The organism is Micromonospora sp. NPDC049359, from assembly GCF_044466585.1.
Classification (GTDB): domain Bacteria; phylum Actinomycetota; class Actinomycetes; order Mycobacteriales; family Micromonosporaceae; genus Micromonospora.
In genome coordinates, this window is the sequence record NZ_JBITMW010000005.1 from 153050 (window position 1) to 178514 (window position 25465).

The following is a 25465-nucleotide window of genomic DNA, read 5'->3' on the forward strand; positions in this document are numbered from 1 at the left end:
GTCACCGGATCCGGTGACGGGCCTCAACGCTGTTCCAAGAGAACTGGCCGCCCGCCGTCACGAAACAGACCTACTCGCCGGCGCGGAGCACCTCGCTCAACCGGTCGCGCCGTCGCAGCGCCGACTCGACGGGTACGACGGTGGCGGCCGCCGCCAGCAGCGCCGTGCCCAGCAGGGCGAGCAGCCACCACGGCAGGATCGCCGCCGGGTCGTCGGCCTGGCCGGTGAGCAGCCGCAGGTCGAGAGGGCCGAGCGTCGCGCGTGCGAGCAGGGCCCCGAGGAGCGGGCCGCACACCGCGACGACGGCGACCGGGGGCAGCAGCTCTCCGGCGGCCACCCAGCGGGCGTCGCGTGGCCGCAGCCCGAGGGTCCGCAGCCGGGTCAGGGTCTGCCATCGTTCGGACGCCCCCGCGGCGGCGGCGAGCGCCAGGCCGAGGAGCCCCAGCGCCAGCAGCACCGCGGCGGCGGCCCACGCCAGCCGTAGGAGCCCCGCGGTCAGCGGAGCCGCTCGCTGCGTCCGCAGGACGTCGGCGCGCGACACGACATCGCCGGCGACGCCGCTGTTCGACACCGCCCGCGCCGCGCCGGGACCGGTCACCCAGACCGTGTTTGGAACGGCGGGCAGGCCGGCGTCGGCGAGAGCCGCGGCGTCCACGAGCACGACGTCGTCGGCGCCGCCGACCGAGGGCGCGGTACCGACCACGGTGAGGTGGATGGCCGGGGCGTCGGCCCGGGGTAGCTGCAACCGCGTGCCGGCCGGCAGTTCGCCGTCGCTCGATCGGACCAGCGCGGGGACCTCTCCGGGGCCGGGACCGGGCGTCGTGAGCCGGGCCAGCGCGGGCGCGTCGGGCAGCGGGGTGGTGGCCAACAGGCGCTGGAACGCTTCGGCGTCCACGATGACCAGGCGCGGGGCGAACGGTGTCGAGTCCGTGAAGACGCGCGCCGAGTCGGTGACCTGCGCGACGACGACCTGGCCGACCCCCGGAGCGGCGGCGATCCGTTCGGCGATGGCGGGCGTGCCGGCCTTGGCGTCCGCGGCGACGTCGAGGCGGGCGTCGGCGCCGACAATGCTCCACGCGCCGTCGGCGAGGCCCCGGGTGACGGTGGAGCCGAGGATGAGCGCGAACGACGCGAGCGCCGTGGCGCTCACCAGCACCAGTAGCGGCAGCGCGCGCCCTGCCGTCGTGACCGCCCGGGCGGCACCGAAGACGGCCAGCGGGCGGCGCGAGCGCAGGGCCTGGCGGAGCGCGAACCGCGCGCCCAGCGGGAGCAGTCGGATCAGGACGAGCGCGCCGACGAGCGCGCCCAGTGCGACGGCGCTGACCGGCAGGATCACGTCCCCGGTCACCTCGCCGGTGTCGCCGTCGGAGGTGACCGGCAGGAGCCCGCGCTGGTGCAGTGTGACGAGGGCGGCGACCGCGGCGATCAGGACAGCGGCCTCCACGACGGCGCGGCGCAGCTGCCCGGTCGCCCGCAACCAGCGCCGAGCGGACGGGTTGGCGGGCTGACGCCGGTCCCGGCTGGCGCGGCCGGCGGCGAGGGTGCCGAACGCCGGCCCGGCGACGGCGCCGGCCAGGACCACGGGAATGGCCCAACTCCACGAGACGCCCGGCGCCACCACGCGGGCGAGCGCGAGCCCGACCGCGGCGGCCGACAGGGACACCACTGTGGACTCGAGGGCCAGTTCCGCGCCGAGGTCGGGTAACGCCGCCCCACGCTGCCGGGCGGTGCTCAGCGCCAGGGTTCGGCGGCGGACCAGCAGGTCGGCGGCGAGCAGCAGGACCAGGACCGTGGCGGTCAGCACGCCGGTGAGCAGCACGGCCGCCTGCGCCCGTACGGCGCTGACCCGGGCGCGGGTCGCGCGCAGGGTGGCGTCGAGCTGCGACTCCCACTTCAGGGAGTCGTCGCGGGCGCCTGACGAGCCGGAAGCCGCCTTGAGCGTGACCACCTGGTTGACCAGGGTCGCGCTGGTGGCCCAGGTGAGCGCGTCGGGGTCGGGGGCGAAGTGGACGGCGCGCCGCAGTTGGTCCTGGTCGACGGCGAGCCGGGCGTCCGGCAGCGAGTCGCGCGACAGCAGACCGGCGAACCGGGTGATCCCCACGCCGTCCGCGCCGGGCACGGGGCGCAGGAGCGCCGGGGCGAGTCGCCAGGCGGGGTCGGCGGTGTCCGTGGGTCGGTAGATCCCGCTGATCCGCAGGTCCTTGTCGCGCCCCCGGCTGTCCTTGGCCGGGATCCGGTCGCCGGGGCCGACATCGAGTGCGGCGGCGTCCGCCTCGGAGATGCCGACCTGCACCGGCCAGGGCGGTCCCTGGTAGGGGACTTCGACGAACCCGTCGGGGACGGCCCCGGCGGGCGCGTTTCCGGCGATCCAGGTCACCTGCGGGCCGCCGGCGTCACCGGCCAGGTAGGTGAACTGGAAGGTACGTGGCGCGGTGCCGTCGGTGATGCTCAGGACCGGGCCGTCGACGACGGCGATGGGCGGGAGCAGCGCGGCGTCCAGGTCGGGCCCGAGCGCGTACGTCGCCCGGACGCGGAGGTCGTCGACCTCCTTGGCGAGGCCTTCCATCCGCACCCGCCCACCCGTCGGACCGTCGTCGCGTTCCCAGTCGGCGTGTGCGAGGACGTTCGCGTCGTCACTGCCGCGGCGGACGCTGTCCTGGACGGTGTCGTCGGCGGCCGCGCCGAGCAGCGCCGGCACGGCCCCGGCGAGCAGCGCGACAGCCGCGATGACGGCTGCGGAGAGCAGCAGCGGGCCGGCGTCGGCCCGGCTCCGGCCGCGGACGCTGGGCCAGTGCGGCGCCGGGAACCGGCGGGTCAACCGCTTCACGGCGCCACCCTCAGGTGCGCGGCGTCGGCCCGGCGTACCTGGATGCCGACCACGATGGCGACGGCCAGCAGACATCCGGCCAGCAGTACCGCGAGCAGCGTGGCCTCGGCCGGCCACGGCCAGTGTGGCTGGGCGGCCGGGACGGGCGCGGCGCCGGTGTCGGAGCGTACGAGCAGGGGAGCGACGAGGCGGGTGGCGAGCGCGCCGACGGCCGCGCCCGCCGCGAGCAGCGGCAGCAGAACGCCGGCGTGCTGGCCGAGCAGCACGGCCCGGATGCCGCGCCGGGACATCCCCAGGCCGCGCAACCGCGCCACCTCGACGGCCCGGAGCTGCAGGTCGCAGGTCACGTGCAGGACGACGCCGGCGAGCAGCAGCAGGGCCGCGGCCGGTACGACGAGCCGGAGCGCGCCCGGCAGCCCGGCGCGCAGCGGGCCGCCGAGGAGTCGGGCGGTCTCCACCTCGCGGGTCGTGACGGTGCCCAGGTGCAGGGCGGTGGCCCGCTCGGCGGCGCCGGGGCCGGCCGGGTGACCGACCCACCAGGCGTCGACCGGGAACGTGAGGTCACCGGCGAGCACGCGCGCGCGGGACAGCGCGTCCAGGTCGGCCAGGACGGCGACGGCCCCGGGGGCGGACGGTACGGCCGGTACGACCTCGGAGACGACGACCGGGACGGGCGTGGTGCCGACCGTGACGCTGAGCTTGCTGCCGGGGTGGACGCCGACCTCGCTGGCGAAGCGGGCGGAGACGGCGACCGGCACCTCACCGGGGTCCGGGAAGGCGCTGGCGACGAGGGTCCGGGCGGCGTCGTCGGCGCCGTCGAGCTCGACGGTCGCGGCCATCCGCAGCGCGGTTCCGGTCGGGGTGGGGGACAGCCGGACGTTCAGGTCGCTCAGCTTGCTCGGTACCGGCGGGGCGGACGTGGCGGTCCAGTCCGATCCGTCGGTGGACGCCGCCTCCGGCACGGTCAGCGTCACGGCTACGGCCACTCCTCCGCCGGCCACGGGTTCGTCGCCGAAGTCGACGGCGACCGGTAGGGCGACCGCGACGAGGCGCAGCCCGTCGGCCGTCGCGCAGGCGGGTAGCCGCACCTCGCGGCCGTCGAGCGGTACGGCGGGACCGGTGCAGGACGTGCGCAGACCGGTGACGTCCTGCAGCAGCAGCCGGGGTGTCACAACGAGCGGGGCGTCGCCGGCCGCCGTTCCGCTGAGTACGAGCGGTGCGCCGGCCGGGACGGCGAGACCGGTGACCCGGGTTGGTGGTGCCAGCGCGGCACCCACGTGCGCCCATTCGCGGTCGCTGTCCAGCGGCCCGCGCAGCAGCGCGTCGGCGCGGGTGGTGTCCACGGCGACCAGGCGTGGCGCTTCGCCGGAGGTCCCGAGCCACTGACCGACGGCGATACCACGGTCGAGGACCGGACTCACCGCCCCCGCGGTGGCCGCGCTGACGAGCGCGCCATCGCCGGCCGAGGGCGACGTGCTGAGGGTGAGCGCCAGGTCGGTGCCGACCGAGAGCGCGGCCTGGTCGCGCTGCGACTGGTGCCAGGTGGCGTCGAAGGCCAGGCCGAAGGTTCCGGCCGCGCAGGCCAGCCCGACGAGCAGGCCGGCGGCGACCGCCTGGGGCCGGCGGGCGCTCTCGGCTACCGCCAGCGGAAGCGCCAGCCCGCGGGCGCGGTAGGCCAGGCGGTCGGCGCCGCGCAGGGCGGGCAGCACCACCCGGAGCGCCAGGGCGGCGCCAGCGGTGAGCAGCAGCGCCGGAGCGAGCACCCGGACCGCGTCGGCGCGCGGGCTGGCGGCGGTGGGCTGCGCGTACAGCTGCCACCATCCGACGGCGGCGAACACCGCGAGCAGCAGGTCGGCGCCGGAGCGGGCCAGCAGCTCGCGGCGGGTGCGCCGCTCGCCGGCCGCCGGGACGGGACGGATCGCCAGGACCGTGAGGACGGCGGTGAGCATCAGCGTGCCCCCGGCGACCGCGAGCACCTGGACGCCGGTGATGGCCGGCCGGACGGTCAGGCCGGCGTCGTCCAGTGGCGGCAGGTGGGTCAGGCCGGCGTGCAGGGCCGACGAGGCCGGTATCGCGAGCGCGATGGCGACGGCCGCGACGAGCCCGCCCTCGAGGGTCGCGGTGGCGGCGAGTTGACGACGGCTGGCGCCCAGGGCGGAGCGCAGGGCGGTCTCGTCGGCGCGGATGCCGGCGGTCAGGCGGCCGGCGAGCACGAGCGCCGTCGCGGCCAGGACACCGCCGAGGACGGCGATCGCGAGCACGACGGCGGCGGTCACGTGCCGTTGGTCGTCGGCCGACCGCAGGGTCAGCGACAGGTCGGTGGCGACGCGGGCCAGCTGGACGCGGTCGCCGAGGGCGCCGGCCAGCCGTCGGTCGGCACTGTCGACGGCCCCGGCCAAGGTCTCCAGGTCCCGACGGTTGGCGTGGCTCAGGTCCGGATGGGCGGTGACCTCCAGGCGGTCGACGGTGGCACCGGTGGTGACCAGGTCGGCGAGGTCGACGAGGAACGGGCCGTAGGCGTTTACCGGTTGCAGGAAGCGACCGTCCCGGTAGCCGGTGGCGGACCCGGCCGCGGCCAGCGGGTCGCGGTCCCAACCGCGCCCGGACAGCGGGCGTACGACACCGACGACGGTCACGTCGATGGCCGGGACGGGCGGGTGGGCCAGCTCGGCGCCGAGGTGCACCCGGCTACCGGGAGCGAGGCCGAGCAGGTGGGCGGTGGACTCCAGGAGCACCGCGTCGCCGGGGCGCTGGGGCCAGTGTCCGGTGACCAGCTCGGCCCGGGTCGGCAGGTCGTCGAGCCCCGACAGGTAGGCCTGTGGGCCGACGGTGGTGCCCGGGGCGAGCGCGGGCGGTAGTGCCCGCAGCACCGTCGACGCCCGCGCGGTGGTGGTCAGCGGGAACGGCGCCAGCGCGGAGGTCACCCCGGCGCGGGTGTCGGCGAGGACGGACGACGCGTCGGGGCCATCGACGGAACCGGTGTAGACGGTCGCGTCGACGGCGGCGGGTTCGGCGCGGGCCAGGGCGACCTCCAGGGCCCGCTCGGCGGTGCGGGTGACCAGCAGCGCGCAGGTGCCCAGCAGGGTCGCGCCGATCGTGACGACCCCGAGGAGGGCCGCGAGTAACGGCCACTGCGCGCGGGCGCGTCGGCGGACGAGCCTCAGCATCGTCGTGTCACCGGCCGTCCGACACGGGCTCGTACGCCTGCTCGGCCGCCTGTTCGTCGAGGTGCCCGTCGTGGATCCGGATCACCCGGTCGGCCAGGGCCATCATCACCGCGTCGTGGGTCGACACGAGCACGGTGACGCCCTCGGACTCCGCCACCCCGCGCAGCAGGGCCATCACCGACAGGCCCGTCTCGGCGTCCAGTTGGCCGGTGGGCTCGTCGGCGAGCAGGAGCCGGGGCGAGGCGGCCAGCGCGCGGGCGATCGCCACCCGTTGCTGCTGGCCGCCGGACATCTCGGCCGGCCGTTGCTGGGCGTGGTCGGCCAGGCCGACCAGTTCCAGCAGCAACTCGACCCGCCGCTCGCGCTCGGCCGGGGCGACGCGGGCCAGCCGTAGCGGCGCGGCGACGTTCTCCGCGGCCGACAGCACGGGGATCAACCCGAAGTTCTGGAAGACGTACGACACCTTCTCGCGCCGCAGCCGGGACAGGCCGTCCTCGTCCAGCGTGGTGACGTCGGTGCCGTCGACGTGCACGGTGCCGGCGTCCGGGCGGTCCAGGCCGCCGATGACGTTGAGCAGGGTGGTCTTGCCCGAGCCGGACCGGCCGACGAGCGCCACCATGGAACCGGCGGCGACCTCGAACGACACGCCGCGCAGGGCGTGCACGACGGTCGGTCCGGCGCGGAAGCTTCGGTGCACGTCCCGAACCCGCAGCAGCGGCTCGCTCATTCGCCGCTACGCGAGTCGGAGCGGATCGTGATGTGGTCGGGTTCCAGGGCCAGCCGGACCCGTCGGGTCAGCGCCAGCGCCTGGCGGAATTCGCGGGGCACCTGGACCCGCCCGGCCCGGTCCATCACGGCGTACTCCTCGGCGGTCATGTGGGTGTCGCCCTCCGCGTTGGTGGTGGTGCGGCGCAGCACCTCGCTGCTGGTGCGACCGTCGCGGATCGCGACGGTCCGTTCGACCTGGCCGCTGACCTCCGGGTCATGGGTGACCACGACGACGGTGACGCCGTAGCGCCGGTTGACATCGCGTAGTACGCCGAAGACCTCGGCGGACGTGGCGGCGTCCAACTCGCCGGTCGGCTCGTCGGCGAGCAGGACCCGTGGCTGGTTGGCCAGGGCCACCGCGATCGCCACCCGCATCTGCTGCCCACCGGAGAGTTGGCCGGGGCGGCGGTCGGCGCAGTCGGCGACGCCGAGGCTGTCCAGCAGTTCGGCCGCGCGCTCCTGCCGCTCCTTCTTCGCGGTGCGGGCCGCCGTCATCGGCAGGTCCACCATCTCCCGCGCGGTCAGGTACGGGATGAGGTTGCTCGCCGTCTGTTGCCGGACGAACCCGACGGTGTGCCGCCGGTACTCCACCCGGTCCGCGCGGGACATCGCCAGCAGGTTCCACGTGTCGACCCGGACCCGTCCGGCGGTGGGGGCGTCGATGCCGGCCAGGATCGACAGCAGCGTCGACTTGCCCGATCCGGAGGCGCCGACCACGGCGACCAGCTCACCGCTCTCCACGGCCAGGTCCAGGCCCTGGAGTGCCTGCACCTCGACCGAACCGGTCTGGTAGATCCGTACCAGGTTCTCGCAGACGATGAGCGCGTCCCGACCGAACTCGGGTGCCCGCGCGGACGGCTGCGGCAGGGACAGCGGTGTGGTGGACATTCCCAGCAGTCTCGCAACCGGCGGCCTCGTTGACCATGCCCCCCGTGCGGTTATTTCGGGTTTGGCACGAGGAGCCGCCGTCGACCGGTCAGAAGGTCAACAGCCGGAACTCGCCCACCGGCCGGAAGCCGAGGCGGCGGTAGATTCCCTCGCCGACGGGGGACGAGGTGAGGGCCGCCGTGTGGGCGCCCCGCTCCCGGGCCAGGTCGAGCGCGGCCCGGGTCATGGCGGTGCCGATGCCCTGCCGGCGCTGCTCGGGCTGTGTGCCCACGAAGTAGAGCGTGACCAGACCGTGGCTGAGCCAGGCGACAGCCGTGCCGACGATTCGGCCGTCGGGGAGGCGACCTGCCAGCCGGATCACCGTGCCGTCGCCACTGAACGCCTTTTCCCGTTCGATCGTCGCCGGGACACCCTCGGCCGGGATGCCGGACACCCGGGCGTAGGCCGTGACGAAGGTGTCGAGGTCGTCGGTCTCGGTGATGTGCACGCCGGTGGCCGTCGGGGCCCCGGCCGCCGTGGTGAGCGCCCTCGTCATGATCGGCATGCGGGCGACCTCGGTCGCGCCGAGGGCGACCAGGCCGTCGGCGGTGCCGACGTCGCTGTCCGGCCCGACCCACCAGATTCGGGGTACGCCCCGCAGGCGTCGCCGGGCCTCGACGAGCGCCTCGCCGGGCGTCGGCCCGGCCACCCGCAGCACCCCGTTGAGGGTGGCGTGCGGCACGTCACTGCGGTAGGTCGGCAGGTCCGGGCCACCGCCCGCGCCGATGTTCCAACCGAGCAGGTACGACCGGTGGGCGGCCAGCACCGTGTCGAGGGACTCCATGAGCGCGATCGTAACGCGGGCGCGTGCCGGGCCTGACCAGCGGAAACGGAAACGGGCCGGCACCCTCGCGAGGAGGTCGCCGGCCCGTTTCATCCGAGCCCTTCACAGCGGCGGGGCGATGTCCCGCCGCTCCTCGACCCGGCGGTACTCGACCGGCTGCTCGGTGGTGGTCACGACCGCGCCACGGCGGCGCTGGAAGATCAACGCCGTCATGATCAGACCGAGGACGCCGGCGCCCATCAGGATCCAGCCGACCACGTCGAGGTTGATGCCGCCGACGCTCGCGTCGAGGGCGAAGGTGAGAATCGCGCCGAGCGCGATCAGGAAGATGCTGGTGCCGATACCCACGACAGCCTCCTTAGGGGGTGTGGTGTGCTGTCGAGGTTCATCAGTACCCCGCCGTCGAGCAGCGCAATCGCGGTCGCCCGAGGGCCCCGCGCCGGCCGATCTTGGCATCGGGTAGAGTTCGCTCCGTTGCCGGCGGTAGCCGGGGACGTGCGGACGTAGCGCAGCTGGTAGCGCATCACCTTGCCAAGGTGAGGGTCGCGGGTTCGAATCCCGTCGTCCGCTCGCGATCCGTCTCGACGGGCCTGACCGCCGGGTTGAGCGGGCACCATGGGCGATTGGCGCAGTGGGAGCGCGCTTCCCTGACACGGAAGAGGTCACTGGTTCAAACCCAGTATCGCCCACCATCTCTTTGAGCACGTCAGCTCGCCCGTTATCGGATCTCCGGTAACGGGCGTCTTGCTTCTGCTGCGCCTCAGCCCTTCTTGTCTATCTTCTCCGCCGCGTGGCGCAGCGCGCTGACGAGTTCAGGTAGGTGCGCGTCGGGAAAACGGCCGGACATGCCGATCGCGGCGTACGGTGCCGAGCCGACGGTGACGGCGACGGTGCGTTCGGTCTTGCCGGAGCGCAGGGCGAAACCGGCTTCGCGGATCTCCGCAAGATCGGCGAGGACCTGCTCGACCGGTATCTCGTTCGCGCTGGTCGCCCACATGGCGCGGACGTTCTCGTCGTCCTGGTCGGCCAGGAGGGCCATCCCGAGCCCGGACCGGGCGACCGGGAACAGGCCGATCCGGCCGAGGGCCGTGCTGGTGTCCATGCCCGGGTCGGCGTGGTAGAGGTACGACATCTGGTCGCGCCAGAGCACACCCATGGCCACGGTGTGACCGTGGACGTGCAGCTCGCCGAGGGGCCCGAGCGCCCGGCGGATCAGGCCGGACCCGAAGAGGCTCTGCGCGGCCAGGGCATGGATTCCCGGGCCGGGACGATAGCGGCGCCGCTCGTCCTGTTCGATCAGCCGGATGTGCGCGAGGGTCTTGAGCAGCCGGTTCGCCCGTGACGGCTCCAGCCCGAGTCGTCGTGCGACCTCGCGTGAGCCGAGGGCCTCAGCGGAGCTGGCCAGCAACTGCAGGCAGTCGAGCCCATCCTGGAGCGACTTGTTCGGCTGAGACGGCAGCATGTTGCATTTATAGCATCACTCTGAGCGCCGACGCTACGGGATCGTGTCGCGTAAGTTTCGACGGAGTGTCTTGACGGTGCTATTACTGCACCATTACGCTCGCCGCACTTGACCAACGATCCCGCCTGGTCGCCGCAGTCGACCCTGCTAGAGCAGGCGCGATGAGTGCTGCCCGGGTCGGTTTCTCACATCACGGGGTGGGTCCCGGCGGGTTGCCGCCATGGACGGAAAGGCGCCACATGCTGCGAACCGTGGCGAGCCGGTCGGCTCGCCACGCGCCCAAGTCACGGGACGACGATTCGCCAACGAGCGGACCGTGGCTGAGCCGAGAGGTGACGAACTTGACACGACCCTCGAACGTGCGCCGCCACAGATGGCGCACGCACGTCGCGGCCGGACTGGCCGTTCTCATCGGTCTACCCATGATCGGCGTCGCGCCGCCAGCGTTCGCCGACGCCGCCGCGGCCTCCGCGGTGCTCTCGGCGCCTCCACAGTGGAACGGCATGGCCGGCAATCCCGGCGACGCCTCCGGCCAGATCTCCGCGGCGGCCACCGAGCGGGGCGGTCGCCCCTGCTGGACCACCACGCAGACGCCGATCACCAATGACTTCCTGTACTTCCGGGTCGACGCCGCCCGACAGCCGGCCACCACCGGGTACGCGTTCGTCAAGGTCAGCTACTTCGACGCCGGCCCCGGACACTTCACGATCCAGTACGACGGCACGGGGCAGAACCGGGCCGGCGACGCCGTCCCGCTGACCGGCGGGAACGTCTGGCGTTCCTACGTCTTCCAGTTGCCCGACGCCGAGTTCAAGGGCGATCTGCCGTCCGGCGCCGACTTCCGCATCGCCTCGTGGGACAGCCGGCTCGGGCGGTCGGCCACCGACCTGTGCGTCTCCGACGTCTCGGTCAGCTTCAGCACCGCCGAGGCGGTGCGCATCACCGCGACGAACCTGGTCTTCAGCGGATCCGAGCCGCGGACCATCCCGGTGACCTCCAGCGCGGCCAGCGTGAGCTGGTCGGTCGCCGACGAGCAGGGGGTGCCGGCGGCCAGCGGCACGGCCGCGGTGTCCGGTGGCGCCGCGACGGTCAACCTCGCCACGGTCAAGCCCGGCTACTACACCCTCGGCGTCACGGCCGAGGTGGGCGGACTCCCGGTCACCCGGTACACACCGGTGGCGCTGCTGGACGCGCTTCCCGCCGACGCCCGCAGGCCCGGGGCGCCATGGGGAGTCGGGACCCACTTCTCGCAGAGCGACCCGGCCAGTCTCATTCCCACGATGGCGAAGGTCGGTTACACCCACGTCCGCGACGCCCTGTCCTGGCAGCACGTGGAGAAGACCGCCGGCACCTACACCATGCCCACCTACGGCGCACCGTTCCTCAACGGGCTGGCCGCCAACGGCATGGAGCCGCTGCTGGTCGCGGCGTTCGCCAATCCGCTCTACGACGGCGGGAAGACGCCGAGCACGCCGGAGGGCCACGCCGCCTTAGCCGCCTACGCCTCGGCGATGCTCACCCTCTCCGGTACCAACAAGGTCGAGGTGTACAACGAGTTCGACGGGGGCTTCAACAACGGCCTGTGCGGTCGTACCCCGCAGTGCTACCTGCCTCTGTTGCAGGCGACCTACGCCAAGGTGAAGGCCGACCACCCGCAGGCCGAGGTCGTCGCGCCGGCCGGCGGCGGACCCACGTGGTGGGAGGAGCTGTTCCAGATCGGCGGCCTGCAGTACATGGACCGCTTCAGCGCGCACCTCTACGGCTTCCCGGCCCCGCCGGAGGTCCGCGGCGTGACCCTGATCCCGACGTTCAAGGACCTGATCCGCCGTTACAACAACGGTCGCGACATGCCGATCGACATCACCGAGAACGGATACCCGACCCACACCAACGGTGGCGTCACCGAACTGCAGCAGGGCGACTACCTGGTCCGCACGGCGAGCCTGGCCGTGGCGAACGGGGCCAGCCGCTACTACTGGTACGACTTCCTCAACGACGGCACGACCGCGTCGAACCAGGAGTACAACTTCGGCGTGATGCGCCGTCCCGGGTACCTCGGGATGAACGCCTACGCCCCGAAGCCGGCGCTGGTCACGCAGTCGGTGCTGATCCGCCAGCTCGCCGGTCTTGATTTCCGTGCCGCCGACAACCTGGGCTCGGGTGTCTACTCGTACGAGTTCGCCGGCGGGGCCGGCAAGACGCCGGTCCGGGTGATGTGGGCGACCACACCGACGCAGGTGGAGCTGAGCACCACCACCCCCGTCACGGTCACCAACGCCTACGGCCGGTCGAACACCCTGGAACCCCTACAGGGCAAGGTGACGCTGGACCTGACCGAGCACCCGGTCTTCACCAGGGGCAAGCCGACGGCCCTCGCGGTGAGCAACCCGAAGGTCTACTCCGTCTCGGTTCCGGACACGGTCGCGGTCGGCGACGACATCCCGGTGACGCTGAAGGTGGACCGGACCCACGGTGGTGGAGGCACGTGGACCAACTTCCAGATCGAGGACAGCACCTACCCGGTGTACGCGCCGGCCGGGCAGGTGGGGACGAAGACCGTCACCGTTCCCGGCAGCACGGTGAAGGGTCCGCGAACGGTACACGTGCGGGCCGGGTCCGGCGGATCGGCGTCGATGGTGCTGCGCGACGACGCGATGATCACCGATCCGGTCGTGGCGACCGTCGATCCGATCGTGACGTCGGTCGGGCCGCTCGGCGGGTCGCTGCGGGTGAAGATCACCAACAACAAGTCGGCGACGGCCCTGGACGTCGCACAGATCGCGTGGACGGTGGGGACGCAGAGCGGCACGGTCACCGGCGTCGCCCCGGTACCGCCGAACTCGGTCACCTCGGTCGACATACCGGTCGCGGGGATCGTCCCGTGGAAGTCCTACGACATGTCGGTACGCGTCGACACGACACAGTTGGGCGCGTTCCGTGCCGGTGGGACCGTCGGCTTCAACCCGATCGAGGCCGACGGACAGAACACGGTCGTACCCGTGAATCTGGCGGCCGACGGCGCGGTCGATTACCGGCGGGTTCCCTACGGCGGCACGTCGGACCTGTCGGGCACCGTCAAGCTCACCCGCACCGCGGACGCCCTCTGGTTGACGGCCGACGTGACCGACAACGTCCACGCCCAGACGAAGACGGCCGGCAGCATGTGGGACGGCGACTCCATCCAACTGGCGGTCAGCCCCGACCTTCCGGGGCGGTCGACCGCCCGCGTCGAGATCGGCGCGGCGCTGCTGGGCACCGGTCCGGCCGTGTACACCTTCACGCCGCCAGCCGGCGGCGTGGCCGGGGCGACGCCGGGCGCGACGGCGGCGATCGTCCGGAACGGGACCACCACCTCCTACCGCGTGTCGGTGCCCTGGTCCGCACTCGGGCTCAGCGGTCCGCCCACCGCACCGGTCGCCCTGTCCTTCGTGGTCAACGATGACGACGACGGCATCGGCCGGGCCGGCTGGATCCAGTGGGGCGGCGGCATCGTCCTGGCCAAGAACACCGCGGAGTTCCGGCCGGTGCAGGTGATGGCGCCGTGAGCGGGCCCCGGCGGGTCCTGGTCACCGGTGCGGCCGGACGGTTGGGCCGGGCGGCCCTGACGCTGCTCGCCGACCGACTCATCCCCACCACCGGTCTCGACCTGCACGACCCGGGCGACACCCGGGCGGGCCGGATGGTGACCGGATCCGCCGGGGACCCGATCGTGGTACGCGACGCCCTCGCGGAGGTCGACGCCGTCTTCCACTGCGCGGCCATCCCCGCGCCCACCCTGGGCACACCGCACGAGGTGTTCACCACCAACACCCAGGCGACGTTCACCGTGCTGGAGGAGGCGGCTCAGCGGGGCGTCCGCCGGGCCGTCATCGCCAGCAGCCTGTCGGTGACCGGTCTGCCCTGGTCGCCGCACCCGCAGACACCGGCCTACCTGCCCATCGACGAGGATCTGCCGCTGCAGGTGGCCGACCCGTACGCGCTGTCGAAGCAGACCGACGAGGCGATCGGCGCCATGATGGCCCGCCGGCACGGGATGGCCGTCGTCGCCCTGCGCCTGCCGCTGCTCGGCGGTCCCGGCGATCAGTTCGAGAAGTACGCCCGCAACTACGTCGAACACCCGTCGTGGGGGGCCAACGAACTGTGGGCGTACCTGGACACCCGTGACGCCGCCCGCGCCGGCCTGTTGGCCCTCACCGCCCCCGTGACCGGATTCCACGCGGTGTTCGTCGCCGCGCCGGACACCCTGAGCGCCACCGATACGGAGGCGCTGCTGGACGAACACCTACCGGGGGTGCCCCGGCGGACGCGACTGACCGGCCGGAGCGTCGCCATCGACACCGGTCGAGCCGCGCGGCTGCTCGGCTTCACCCCCGAGCACCGCTATCCACTGTCCCCACCCGGACAGCCACCATTCTCAGCTCAGGAAGTGACGCCATGACACGTACGATCAGCCGCCGGCGCCTGCTCGCCGGCGCGGCCGGACTGGGTTCCGCCGCCCTCCTCGCGGCCTGCGGCAAGGACGACTCCGGTGACGCCGGCACGGTGACCCTCAACGTCTGGGGCGGAGTGCCTGCGGAGAACGGCCCCGACGCCCTGTTCGCCGCGTTCACCGCGAAGCACCCGAACATCAAGGTCAAGTACACCCGTTTCGTCAACGACGACCAGGGCAACCTCAAGCTCGACACGGCGCTGCAGGGCGGTCTCGACATCGACGTGGTCGTGTCGTACGCGCGCTCGGCCCTGGCCAAGCGCGTCGAGGCGGGTCTGCTCACCGACCTCACCGACCGGCTCTCCGGTGACCCGGTGTTGAAGGCCTTCGCCCCCGGCGCGAATCCGGCCAGCAACTACTTCTTCGACGGTAAGGCGTACTCGGCTCCGGCCAGCCGCAGCGTGGAGACGGTGCTGGCGAACAAGAGCCTGCTCGACAGGGCCGGCGTCACCATCCCGGCGGACTGGACGACCGCCGACTTCCGGGCGATCGCGAAGCAGCTCTCCGGCAACGGCGTGTACGGGTGCCTCATCCCGCCGGACCTTGCCCGCCAGCAGCTCGGCCCGGACTTCACCTACAAGCCCGGCGGCCGCGAGTCCAACTTCGACCACCCGGCGTTCCGGGAGAACTTCCAACTCCGGCTGGACATGATGGCCGAGAAGTCCGCCGTCCCGATGACCGAGATCGTCGCGCAGAAGTGGGACGCGTTCGCCCAGACCCCGTTCCTCACGGGGAAGGTCGCGATGTGGATCTCCCAGCCGTTCGTCCTGCGCTATATCAAGGACACCAAGGAGTATCCGCACGACTTCAAGACCGTTCTGCTGCCGATGCCGGCGCCGCAGAAGGGCGCGCAGTTCTGGAACACCGGTGCCTACGGCGACAACGTGGCCATCACCAAGAAGTCCAAGCACCAGGACGCCGCCTTCACGCTCCTGCAGTTCTGGCTCGGCGAAGGCGCGGCACACATGGTGCCCGGCGGCCGGCTCCCGTCGCTGCCCGGGGGCGACACCGCCAAACTGGCCGCCGATCTGGGCGGACCCGACGCCGCGAAGCTGTTCGACGAGCAGTCGCTGGTCACCAACCTGCTGACCTCGGACGCGCGGATTCCCGTGGACGCCATCCAGACGGCGCACGCGGAGATCTCCACGATCATGAACGGGCTCAACCAGCGGGTCCTGCTCGGGAACATCAGCATCGACCAGTGGGCCCGGACCGCCAGGGAACAGTGCGACGCCGCGATCAAAAAGGCGGCCTAGAGACACATGCAGACTCTGGTTGGGTCGGCCCGGTCACCGGTACCGCCCGTCGTACGGGAGAAGAAGCGCCGGCCCGCCGGGGTCCGTTCCTGGTTGCCGTGGTTGTTCATCGCTCCCAATCTCATCGGACTGATCGCCTTCACCCTCGGTCCGATGCTGGCCGGGCTGGGCATCGCGTTCACGCGTTGGAACGTGCTGTCCGGCCTGGGCGGGATCGAGTGGGTGGGCCTGGACAACTTCACGGAGCTGTTCGCCGACCCCAAGTTCTGGAAAGCCCTGGGCCGCACGGTGTTCTTCGCCGGCCTCGGCGTTCCGCTGTCGATCGCGTTCGGCCTGCTGCTCGCGCTGGCCCTCAACCGACCGCTGGTCGGCCGGGCCGCGCTGCGGGTCGTGTTCTTCGTACCCAGCATGGTCAACACGGTCGCCATCGGTATGGTCTGGCTGCTCGTGCTCAACCCCAGCGCCGGGCTGCTCAACCAGGCCCTGCGGTTCCTGGGTCTGTCCGAGCCGCCGACCTGGCTGGTGTCCGAGGACTGGGCTCTGCCGGCGCTCGTGCTCATCCAGGTGTGGGCCGGCATGGGCTACCAAGCGGTGATCTACCTGGCCGCTCTCCAGGAGCTGCCCCAGGACCTGCACGAGGCGGCGATGATCGACGGCGCCGGCGCGTGGCGTCGGTTCCGCACCATCACGTGGCCGAGCCTCATGCCGACCACCGTCTTCCTGGCGATCACGTCGTTCATCGGCACGTCACAGGGGTTCGGGTTGATCGCCTTCCTGACCGGCGGCGGCCCGGGGGAGTCCACCACCGTGCTCGCCTACTACATGTACCAGTCCGGATTCCAGGCCTACAAGTTCGGCTACGCCGCAGCGATCGGCGTCGTCACGTTCGCCGCGGTACTGCTGCTGACGCTGGTGCTGTGGCGGTTCCAGAAGGGACGGGGGCTCTACACATGACCCGCAGCCGTACTGACCGGACCCTGCGCACCTGGTTGCTGAGCGTCGTCATGTGGGCGATCGCCGTGCTCTTCGCCCTCCCGCTGTTGTGGATGATCTCGGCTTCGCTCAAACGCAACATCGACGTGTTCACGCTTCCGGTGACGTGGATTCCCGACCCGGTTCGGTGGGTCAACTACGCGGACGTGTGGGCCGGCGACCCACCCCTGCTGCGTTACTTCGCCAACTCCCTGATCGTGGCGACCGTCGCCGTCGCCGGCGAGCTGTTCACGTCCTCCCTGGCCGGGTACGCCTTCGCCCGCATGCGGTTCAAGGGTCGCGACCGCCTCTTCCTGCTCTACATCGCGACCTCGATCGTGCCGACCCAGTTGCTGCTCGTGCCCCGGTTCATGTTCTTCCAGGCCGTCGGCCTGTACGACACCCTGTGGGCGCTGATCCTGCCGAGCATGTTCACCGTCTTCGGCACCTTCCTGATGCGCCAGCACTTCTCCGCCGTACCCGGGGAACTGGCCGAGGCCGCACGCATCGACGGCGCCGGCGAGTGGTCGATCTACTGGCGCATCTACCTGCCGATGGCGAAGCCCGTCCTCGCCGCACTGGCGATTCTCGGCTTCGTCTGGTCGTGGAACAGCTACGAGACGCCGCTGATCATGCTCTCCACCGACGAGAACTACACGCTCCCCGTCGGCCTGACCCGTTTCGTCGACGGCGACGGCGGCCTCGCCGGTGGGCTGTCGATGGCCGCGGCCACCTCCTCGGTCGTACCGATGATCATCGTGTTCCTCGTGTTCCAGCGCCAGTTCCTGTCCGCACTGAGCCGCACGGGGCTCAAGTGACACCGACGGAGGCTCATCACCATGCGTGTTGAACACGCCGGACACGACATCACCGTGGTGGGCGGTGGTCTGGCGGGTGTGTGCGCAGCCATCGCCGCCGCCCGCCTCGGCCGGACGGTCGCGCTGATCAACAACCGGCCGGTGCTGGGCGGCAACTCCAGCAGCGAGGTGCGGGTCTGGGTGGTCGGTGCCACGAGCCACGGCGACAACCACTACGCCCGCGAAGGCGGGATCATGGGTGAGCTGTTCGTGGAGAACCAGTACCGCAACCCGCAGGGCAACCCGTACGTGTGGGACACGGTCGTGCTCGACGCCGTACGGGCGGAACCGAACATCTCGCTGTATCTCAACACCGACGTCCGCGACGTCGAGGCGGACGGGCCGCCCGAGGCGCGGCAGATCCACACCGTCACCGGATGGATGATGGGCTCGGAACGGCTCATCCACTTCTCGTCGCCGATCTTCCTCGACTGCACCGGCGACGGACTGGTCGGACACCTGGCCGGCGCCGAGTACCGCATCGGCCGCGAGGCCAGCGGCGAGTACGGCGAACCCTGGGCGCCCGCCGAGGCCGACGACATCACCCTCGGCAGCACCCTGCTCTTCTACACCAAGGACGCCGGTGAGCCGGTCACCTACGTGGCGCCGTCGTTCGCCAAGGACATCACGCAGACCAGCATCCCGCAGCGACGCATCATCCGGGCCGGTGACAACGGCACCGCGTACTGGTGGATCGAGTACGGCGGGGAGCTGGACACCGTCCACGACAACGACGTCATCCGGGACGAGCTGTGGTCGGTCATCTACGGCATCTGGGACCACATCAAGAACTCGGGCCGGTTCGACGCGGACACGATGACCCTGGAATGGGTCGGGGCCGTCCCCGGCAAGCGGGAGTACCGCAGGTTCATCGGCGACTACGTGCTGACCCAGCACGACATCATGGGCCAGAAGGAGTTCCCCGACCAGATCGCCTTCGGCGGTTGGTCCATCGACATGCATCCCCCGCAGGGCATGTACGCGACGGAGGCCGCCTCCAAACACCTGCACCCGGACGGCGTCTACCCCATCCCCTACCGGTGCCTGTACTCGGTGAACACCACGAACCTGCTGTTCGCCGGACGCAACGTGTCGGCCAGCCACATCGCGTTCGGGTCGACCCGGGTGATGGCCACCTGCGCGACGCTGGGCCAGGCGGCGGGAACCGCCGCCGCCCTGTGTCTCGACGGAAAGGTGGTCCCACGCGAACTCGACGCGGGTCACCTCCAGCAGACCCTGTTGCGCTCCGACGCGTCGCTCATCGGCGTGGCCGCGGCCGACCCCACCGATCAGGCCCGCACGGCGCTGGTGACGGCGTCCTCGACGCTGGACCGGATCGACGTGGCCGGACCGGGTGCCCAGTGGCCGCTGACCGCCGACGCCGGCATCGTGCTGCCGGTCGATCCCGCCCTGGTAGGGCCGGAACTCCTCGTCGACGCGGCCGAGGCCACGACGCTCGTGGTGGACCTCTACGATCCCGGCCCCGGCCAGAACTACGTACCGGGAACGCTTGTCGACACCGCGCGGGTCCCGGTCGCCGCGGGCGTCCGGCAATGGGTCCGCCTCCCGCTGCAGTGGACGCCGCCCACCGCGCGCAACGCCTTCCTGCGGGTACGGGCCAACCCCGCCGTGACCCTGCACGTCGCGGACACGACCGTCCCCGGCGTCCTGTCCCTGTCCCACGTACCGCCGAAGACGGACCGGGACGAGCGGCAGCCGGTGCTCGAGTGGAAGAGCGCGGCCCTGCGCCGGCGGACCTTCTGCCTGCGCACCGGTCCGACGGCGGCCTACTCCGCCGACAAGGTGGTCGACGGGTACCTGCGCCCCTTCGCGGGACCGCACCTGTGGATGTCGCGGCCCCTCGCCACGGACGGTGCGCCGTGGTTGCAACTGACCTGGGCGGAGCCGGTGACGGTGAGCCGGGTCGAGGTCATCGCCAACGACGACGTCAACGAGGACCTGATCAACCTGCCCCACCACCGGATGCCGTTCACGCTCATGCCGACGCTCGTGCGCGACTACCGGATCGAGGCCCGCGCCGCCGGGACCGGTTGGCAGCCGCTCGTGTCGGTGGCCGACAACCGGCAGCGGCGCCGCACGCACAGTCTCGCGGCCCCGATCGTGACCGACCGGATCAGGGTTGTCGTCACCGCCACCAACGGCACCGGTTCGGCCCAGCTGATCGCCGTGCGGGCCTACGCCTGACGGTCCGCCGTCGCCGTCCATCCACGCAACGATCCTCGAACAGGAGACCACGTTCGTGCCCCTCAACCCCATGCCGGAGACGCAGGCACCCTGGCCCGGCCGAGACCGGCTACGCATCACCGGCGTCCGGTCGATCGTCACCGCCCCGGAGGGCGTGCCGCTCGTCGTCGTCCGGGTCGACACCAACGATCCCGGCCTGTACGGGCTCGGCTGCGCGACGTTCACCCAGCGGTTCCACGCGGTCGCCGCCACCGTCGACCGTCATGTCGCGCCGCTGCTCGTCGGCCGCCATCCGGCCGACATCGAGGACATCTTCCGAATGGTCCACTTCTCGTCGTACTGGCGCAGCGGCCCGGTCACCAACAACGCCCTGTCCGGCGTCGACCAGGCGCTGTGGGACATCGCCGGCAAACGGGCCGGCATGCCCGTCTACGAGTTGCTCGGCGGGCGGGTCCGCGCGGCGGCCGACACGTACCTGCACGCCGGCGGGGCCACCGTCGACGCCACCCTGGAGCAGGCCCGCGCCCTGCTCGACCGGGGCTACCGGCACGTCCGGCTCCAGGTCGGCAGCCCCGGTGTCGGCACCTACGGCGCCCCGGCCACGCCCGGCGAGTACCCCGGGACACCGCACCCCGGCGGGTGGGACGTGCACCGCTACCTGCGCGACACACCGGACCTGTTCGCGCAGGCCCGCGCGGCCCTCGGGCCCGAGCCGCACCTGATGCACGACGTCCACTCCCGGCTGACCGTCAAGCAGGCTGTCGGACTTGCCCGCCAGCTTGAGGAGTACCGGTTGTTCTTCCTGGAGGATCCGATCGCGCCGGAGTTCTACGACCGGCTGGGCGAGGTCCGCGCGGCCGCGCCCATGCCCATCGCGGTCGGGGAACAGGTGGCGTCGGTGGCCGACGCGGCCCGGCTCGTGACGGGTGGCGGCGTCGATCTGCTGCGCCTGCACCTCTCCTCGATCGGCGGCCTGAGCCCGGCGCGCAAACTCGTCGCCCTGTGCGAACTCCACGGTGTCGGCACCGCCTGGCACGCGCCGGCCGACGTGTCCCCGATCGGCGCGGCGGCGAACGTCGCGCTCGACGTGACCAGCGCGGCGTTCGTCGTGCAGGAGGGCCACGAGTACGCACCCGACGTCCACGCGGTGTTCCCGGGCACGCTCGCACCCCGCAACGGTTTCCTCTATCCGTCGGACGCACCCGGCTGGGGAATCGACCTCGACGAGGCGGAGGCGGCCAAGTACCCGCCCGTGGAGCACCTGCACGAACGGTGGTCGGCCCAGGTACGGCACCTCGACGGCGGGATCGTGGCCCCGTGAAAATCGACCGTCTGGAGACCTTCCTCGTCGCGCCCCGCTGGCTCTTTCTGAAGATCACCACCGATGACGGTGTCGTCGGCTGGGGTGAACCGGTCGTGGAAGGCCGCGCCGAGACCGTCCAGGCCGCCATCGGTGAGCTGTCCGACCTGCTCATCGGCAGCGATCCGATGCGCATCGAAGACCACTGGCAGGTCCTCACCCGCGGTGGCTTCTACCGCGGCGGCCCCGTACTGTCCAGCGCCGTCGCCGGCATCGACCAGGCGCTGTGGGACATCGCCGGCAAGGTTCGCGGGGCACCGGTCCACGAACTGCTCGGCGGGCCGGTACGCGACCGCCTCCGGATGTACGGCTGGGCGTACGGCGAGACCGCCGAACAGGTCGCCGAGAACGCCGCGGCGGCGATCGCGACCGGATACACCGCCGTCAAGATCGCACCGCCGGGCCCGATGGCGTTCCTGGACACACCCGCGGGCCTGAGATCCGTCGTCGATCTCCTGGCCAAGGTCCGCGACGCGATCGGCTCCGACCACGACGTGGCGATCGACCTGCACGGCCGGGCCTCGATCGCCGCCAGCCGTCGCCTCCTGCCACTGCTGGAGCCGTACGTGCCGCTGTTCGTCGAGGAACCGCTGCGGCCCGAGTACTCCAGCGACATCGCCCGGATCGTCACGGCGACCGCACTGCCGATCGCCACCGGCGAGCGGCTCTACACCCGGCGCGAGTTCCGGGACGTCCTGGACGCCGGCGTGGCCGTCGTCCAACCCGACCTCTCGCACGCCGGGGGCATCTCCGAGGTCCGGCGCATCGCCGCGGTCGCCGAGATGTACGACGCCGTCCTGGCCCCGCACTGTCCGCTCGGCCCCATCGCCCTGGCCGCCTGCCTGCAGATCGACCTGGCCATCCCCAACTTCCTCATTCAGGAACAGGCCCTGGGCATCCACTACAACAACGGCCAGGACGGCCTGAACTATCTCGTCGACGCCGACGTCCTGCGGTTGCGGGACGGGCACGTGGAGCGTCTCGGCGCGCCCGGCCTCGGCATCGACGTCGACGAGAAGGCGGTGCGCGCGGCGGCGGCACGAGGCCACCGCTTTCGTTCCCCCGTCTGGCGCGGCCCGGACGGCGCGTTCACCGAGTGGTGACGACCCACTCGACTTCCGACCACCCAGCAACCGTGGAGATGCCATGGCACAGTTCGACATGCCCGAAGACCGTCTACGCAGCTACCGGCCCGCGATCGCGGAGCCGGAAGACTTCGACAGCTTCTGGACCGCGACGCTCCAGGACGCGCGCGCCCATTCTCTCGATCTCACCGCTACGCCGGTCGACAACGGCCTCGCGCTGATCGACACCCTTGACGTCACCTTCGCCGGCTACGACGGCAACCCGGTCAAGGCATGGCTGCACCTGCCCGTCACCCGCACCGGTGCACTGCCCGCCGTGGTGGAGTACGTCGGATACGGCGGTGGCCGCGGCCTGCCACACGAACGACCGCTGTGGGCCATGGCCGGATATGCGCACTTCATCATGGACACCCGAGGTCAGGGCGCCAAGGGCCCCAGGGGGGACACACCCGATCCGGACCCCGTTGGTGACCCCGCGATCGCGGGCTTCACCACCCGAGGCATCGCCAGTCCGGAGACCTACTACTACCGCCGGGTCTTCACCGACGGGGTCCGGGCCATCGACGCCGTACGGGAACTGTCCGAGGTGGATCCGAGCAGAGTGGCCGTCGCCGGGACCAGCCAGGGCGGTGGAATCGCCACCGCCGTGGCCGGCCTCGTCCCGGGTCTGGTGGCCGCCATGCCCGACGTCCCGTTCCTGGCCGACTTCCCCCGGGCGCTGACCATCACCGACGCCTCGCCGTACGCCGAGATCACCGGCTATCTCAAGGTCCGCCGGGACCAACGCGACCAGGTGATGCGGACGCTCTCGTACTTCGACACGGTCAACCACGCCAAGCGGGCCAGCGCCTCGGCGCTGTACTCCGTCGGGCTGATGGACGCGGCCTGCCCGCCGTCGACCGTGTACGCCTCGTACAACCACTACGCCGGACCGAAGGAGATCCGCGTCTACCCGTTCAACGGGCACGAAGGGGGCCAGGCCTTCCACGAGGTCGAAAAGCTGAGGTTCGCCGCCAAGCCGCTCACCGGGTGAGCGGGGCACAGCCGACCCGGCGGCGACCGGACCCACGTCACCATCAACAACAGCACCGCGGAAGAGGAGCCGGCATGCAGCCGCAGCACAATCATCGATGGTTGCGCTGGCCATCGGACCCGTCCCGGAGCCGCCTCGCGTTCGGCGCCGACTACAACCCCGAGCAGTGGCCACGCCACATCTGGGACGCGGACGTCCGGGCCATGCAGGTGGCCGGCGTGAACATCGTCTCCTTGGGGATCTTCTCCTGGGCCCGGATCCAGCCGCAGGTGGACGTGTGGGACTTCGGGTGGCTCGACGACGTCATGGACCTGCTGCACGCCCACGGCATCGCCGTCGACCTGGCCACCGCGACCGCGTCCCCGCCGCCCTGGCTGACCACGACGCACCCGGAGATCCTGCCCGTCGACGGAGACGGCCGCACCATCTGGCCCGGCGCCCGGCAGCACTGGCGGCCGACCTCGCCGATCTTCCGACTGCATGCGCTCCGCCTGACCCGCGCACTCGCCGAGCGGTACCGCGACCACCCGGCGCTGACCGCTTGGCATGTCAACAACGAACTGGGCGGTGACAACGCCTACGACTACTCCGACGACGCCGCGACCGCGTTCCGGGACTGGCTGCGCCGCCGGTACGGCAGCCTGGACGCCCTCAACCGGGCCTGGGCGACCACGTTCTGGTCGCAGCAGTACGGCGACTGGGCGCAGATCCTGCCACCACGGCGGGCGACCACGCACCTCAACCCGACGCAGCAACTGGACTTCAAACGGTTCTCCTCCGACGCGCTCAAGGACCACCTGCGCGCCGAACGGTCCGTGCTGTACGAAGTGACCCCGGACGTACCCGTCACCACCAACTTCATGGTCATGGGCTGGTCCAAGGCGCTCAACTACGCCGACTGGGCCGCCGAGGTCGACTTCGTCGCCAACGACCACTACACGACGCCGGGCCCGCAGGCGCACGACGAACTGTCGTTCTCCGCCAACCTCACCTCGAACCTGGCCGGCGGGCGGCCGTGGTATCTCATGGAGCACTCCACCAGCGCGCTCAACTGGCAGCCGATCAACGTCGCCAAGGGGCCCGGCGAGATGGCCCGCGACTCGCTCACGCACGTCGCCCACGGCGCGGACGCGGTCTGCTTCTTCCAATGGCGTCAGTCCGCGGCGGGCGCGGAGAAGTACCACTCGGCGATGCTGCCCCACGCCGGCGTCGACAGCACCATCTTCCGCGCCGTCACCGATCTCGGTGCCACGCTGCGCGATCTCGCCGAGGTGGCCGGCACCACGCGCCGGCCGGCCGACGCGGCCATCGTCTTCGACTGGGAGTCCTGGTGGACGGCCGAGCACGACGCGCACCCCAGTGACCGGCTCCGCTACCGGCAGGAGGCCCTCGACTGGTACACGGCCTTTCTCGAACTCGGTATCCGCGCCGACGTGGTCCCCGTCGACGCGCCGCTGCATCGCTACGGTCTGCTCGTCGCCCCGATGCTGCATGTCGTGCCCGGAGCGCTCGCCGACCGGCTACGCGGCTACGTCGCCGACGGCGGCCACCTCGTTACCACCTACTTCTCCGGCATCGTCGACGAGCACGACCACGTCTGGCTCGGCGGATACCCGGGAGCCCTGCGCGATCTGCTCGGCATCAGGATCGAGGAGTTCGCCCCCCTGCCCGACGAGCAGAGCGTCGAGCTCGACAACGGCACGGTGGGCACCCTGTGGACCGACCGCATCGACCTCACGGACCCCGCGACCGAAGTCCTGGCCCGGTACGGCCAGGGCGGCCAGACCGGCCGGCCGGCCATCACCCGTCGGGCCGTCGGTTCCGGATCCGCCGCCTACGTCTCCACCCGCCTGCGGCCCGCCGGGCTCACCGTCGTCCTGGCCGACCTGGCGAAGCGGGCCGGTCTCGACAGCGAACTCCCGCCGGGCCTGCGCGGTCGCGTCGAACTGGCCGTACGCGGACCGTACTGGTTCCTGATCAACCGTACTGGGCAGCCCCTCGACATCTCCGCCGTCGACGGTGAACGGCTCGGTTCCGGGAACGACGTCCTGGCGCCGCGCGCCGTGGCGGTCCTGCGCCGCGCCACGGTCCCGGACTCGGCCGACACGTGATGGTCACCTGGCCCTCGGCGTCCCGGACGTCGCGGAACGTACGGCCGTGGACCTGGCCACCAGCCGGCAGACGCCGCCCGTTCGGGCTGCCCGGGTCACTCGACGCCGGCCAATCCGGCATGAATCCGGTGGCGGGGTGGACCAACCGTTGCGAGACTCGGT

General features: G+C 71.8%; 17 protein-coding genes and 2 tRNA genes. 12 read left to right on the plus strand and 7 right to left on the minus strand.

Annotation, left to right across the window (positions count from 1 at the left end; genetic code table 11):
* Window positions 1-70: 70 nt before the first annotated feature.
* From ACIBTX_RS14255 to ACIBTX_RS14280, 6 genes are all read right to left on the minus strand, one after another.
* Window positions 71-2827, minus strand: coding sequence for an FtsX-like permease family protein (locus tag ACIBTX_RS14255; protein ID WP_396832549.1), 2757 nt, complete (start codon window positions 2825-2827; stop codon window positions 71-73).
* Window positions 2824-5994 (minus strand): FtsX-like permease family protein, encoded by a 3171-nt coding sequence (locus ACIBTX_RS14260; RefSeq protein ID WP_357171311.1) that lies wholly within the window; start codon window positions 5992-5994, stop codon window positions 2824-2826. Before ACIBTX_RS14260 ends, ACIBTX_RS14255 begins: the two co-directional genes overlap by 4 nt.
* A 7-nt stretch (window positions 5995-6001) precedes the next feature.
* Entirely contained in the window at window positions 6002-6721 is a 720-nt protein-coding gene (locus tag ACIBTX_RS14265) for an ABC transporter ATP-binding protein (RefSeq protein WP_357171313.1), read from the minus strand.
* On the minus strand, window positions 6718-7650 hold the full coding sequence (locus ACIBTX_RS14270) for an ABC transporter ATP-binding protein (RefSeq protein WP_357122978.1): 933 nt from the start codon (window positions 7648-7650) through the stop codon (window positions 6718-6720). The genes ACIBTX_RS14265 and ACIBTX_RS14270 overlap by 4 nt, the downstream gene beginning before the upstream one ends.
* An 88-nt stretch (window positions 7651-7738) precedes the next feature.
* Window positions 7739-8473 (minus strand): GNAT family N-acetyltransferase, encoded by a 735-nt coding sequence (locus ACIBTX_RS14275; protein ID WP_357171315.1) that lies wholly within the window; start codon window positions 8471-8473, stop codon window positions 7739-7741.
* A gap of 102 nt (window positions 8474-8575) precedes the next feature.
* On the minus strand, window positions 8576-8821 hold the full coding sequence (locus tag ACIBTX_RS14280; protein ID WP_357122984.1) for a DUF6458 family protein: 246 nt from the start codon (window positions 8819-8821) through the stop codon (window positions 8576-8578).
* A gap of 149 nt (window positions 8822-8970) precedes the next feature.
* Here ACIBTX_RS14280 and ACIBTX_RS14285 point away from each other — a divergent pair.
* A tRNA-Gly gene (locus ACIBTX_RS14285) sits at window positions 8971-9043 on the plus strand.
* 47 nt (window positions 9044-9090) lie between these two features.
* A tRNA-Val gene (locus tag ACIBTX_RS14290) sits at window positions 9091-9165 on the plus strand.
* A 68-nt stretch (window positions 9166-9233) separates the two neighbouring features.
* On the opposite strand, the gene ACIBTX_RS14295 is transcribed toward ACIBTX_RS14290, so the two are convergent.
* Window positions 9234-9935, minus strand: coding sequence for a helix-turn-helix domain-containing protein (locus ACIBTX_RS14295; RefSeq protein WP_357122987.1), 702 nt, complete (start codon window positions 9933-9935; stop codon window positions 9234-9236).
* A gap of 341 nt (window positions 9936-10276) precedes the next feature.
* On the opposite strand from ACIBTX_RS14295, the gene ACIBTX_RS14300 reads away from it, so the two are divergent.
* From ACIBTX_RS14300 to ACIBTX_RS14345, 10 genes are all read left to right on the plus strand, one after another.
* Window positions 10277-13480, plus strand: a complete 3204-nt coding sequence (locus ACIBTX_RS14300) for a sugar-binding protein (RefSeq protein ID WP_396832550.1) — start codon at window positions 10277-10279, stop codon at window positions 13478-13480.
* On the plus strand, window positions 13477-14373 hold the full coding sequence (locus tag ACIBTX_RS14305; protein ID WP_357122993.1) for an NAD(P)-dependent oxidoreductase: 897 nt from the start codon (window positions 13477-13479) through the stop codon (window positions 14371-14373). Before ACIBTX_RS14300 ends, ACIBTX_RS14305 begins: the two co-directional genes overlap by 4 nt.
* Window positions 14370-15680, plus strand: coding sequence for an extracellular solute-binding protein (locus tag ACIBTX_RS14310; protein WP_357122996.1), 1311 nt, complete (start codon window positions 14370-14372; stop codon window positions 15678-15680). The genes ACIBTX_RS14305 and ACIBTX_RS14310 overlap by 4 nt, the downstream gene beginning before the upstream one ends.
* A gap of 6 nt (window positions 15681-15686) precedes the next feature.
* A complete protein-coding gene (locus tag ACIBTX_RS14315; RefSeq protein WP_357123000.1) occupies window positions 15687-16634 on the plus strand; it encodes a sugar ABC transporter permease in 948 nt (315 codons plus the stop codon).
* Window positions 16631-17470 (plus strand): carbohydrate ABC transporter permease, encoded by an 840-nt coding sequence (locus tag ACIBTX_RS14320; protein ID WP_357123003.1) that lies wholly within the window; start codon window positions 16631-16633, stop codon window positions 17468-17470. Before ACIBTX_RS14315 ends, ACIBTX_RS14320 begins: the two co-directional genes overlap by 4 nt.
* A 21-nt stretch (window positions 17471-17491) precedes the next feature.
* On the plus strand, window positions 17492-19714 hold the full coding sequence (locus ACIBTX_RS14325; protein ID WP_396832551.1) for an FAD-dependent oxidoreductase: 2223 nt from the start codon (window positions 17492-17494) through the stop codon (window positions 19712-19714).
* A 55-nt stretch (window positions 19715-19769) separates the two neighbouring features.
* Window positions 19770-21035 carry an enolase C-terminal domain-like protein gene (locus ACIBTX_RS14330; RefSeq protein ID WP_357123009.1) on the plus strand — a complete coding sequence of 422 codons (1266 nt, stop codon included), beginning with the start codon at window positions 19770-19772 and terminating at the stop codon, window positions 21033-21035.
* The gene (dgoD, locus tag ACIBTX_RS14335) at window positions 21032-22177 is read left to right on the plus strand and encodes a galactonate dehydratase (RefSeq protein ID WP_396832552.1); all 1146 of its coding nucleotides are present in this window, start codon (window positions 21032-21034) and stop codon (window positions 22175-22177) included. The genes ACIBTX_RS14330 and dgoD overlap by 4 nt, the downstream gene beginning before the upstream one ends.
* Window positions 22178-22220: 43 nt before the next feature.
* Window positions 22221-23192 (plus strand): acetylxylan esterase, encoded by a 972-nt coding sequence (locus ACIBTX_RS14340; protein WP_357171322.1) that lies wholly within the window; start codon window positions 22221-22223, stop codon window positions 23190-23192.
* A gap of 74 nt (window positions 23193-23266) precedes the next feature.
* Window positions 23267-25303 carry a beta-galactosidase gene (locus ACIBTX_RS14345; RefSeq protein ID WP_357123018.1) on the plus strand — a complete coding sequence of 679 codons (2037 nt, stop codon included), beginning with the start codon at window positions 23267-23269 and terminating at the stop codon, window positions 25301-25303.
* Window positions 25304-25465 lie beyond the last annotated feature (162 nt).